The sequence below is a fragment of the Corynebacterium sp. KPL3927 genome, from assembly GCF_040225835.1.
Lineage (GTDB): Bacteria > Actinomycetota > Actinomycetes > Mycobacteriales > Mycobacteriaceae > Corynebacterium.
On sequence record NZ_JBEHGD010000055.1, the window covers coordinates 1 to 739 of the forward strand.

1 protein-coding gene is annotated in these 739 nt (G+C 54.0%); it reads left to right on the forward strand.

Annotated features, from left to right (window positions below; all coding sequences use genetic code 11):
* On the forward strand, positions 1-616 hold a 616-nt coding region (locus ABRP86_RS11525), incomplete at its 5' end, for a transposase (RefSeq protein ID WP_349864475.1).
* Between the last annotated feature and the right edge of the window lie 123 nt (positions 617-739).

Sequence of the window (739 nt, forward strand, 5' to 3'; positions counted from 1 at the left end):
GGCATGGTGGAAAGGTACCTCACTTCCCCAGCGAGATGCTGGTTTCAAGGTGTCCACCATCTGGGGGTCAGGTCCCTGGCCGAACTCTATGGTGCAAACCTGTATCGTGCACCTGATTCGCGCCGCTAACCGGTGGGTAGCCTACGGGGATCGCCGGGGCGTATCAGCCGCGTTGAAAAAGATTTACACTGCCACGGACGAGCCCACAGCACAGGTTGCTTTAGACGAATTTGAAGCCTCCGAGCTGGGTGAGAAATATCCCCGCTCAGTCAAGGTCTGGCGTGATGCGTGGGCGCGTTTCGTACCGTTTCTGCAGTTCCCACCAGCAGCCAGGAAGGTCATCTATACGACGAACTCCATTGAGTCGTTTAACAACCAATTGCGTAAAGCTACTCGCAACAGGGTGCAGTTCACCAACGATGAATCCGCGCTCAAGACGCTGTGGTTGATGATCTGCAACATCGAAGACAAACGAGCTGTAAAGAGAGCCAAGCAGGGCAAACGAGTCTCAAGAACAGCCGGCAGACTCATGGAAGGAGCCCGAGTTTCCGGCTGGAAACAAGCCATCAACCAGATGGCCGTAGCCTTTCCCGCCCGCTTCGACAAATACCTATAAACCTAGCCCCACACACAAACAACTTGACACGCTCGGAAACCTAGAGATGTTATGTCCATGAGGTTTTTGGACTTGGAGTCCAGCTACTTTTTGGACTCGGAGTCTAGGGACTTTGTGGACGCG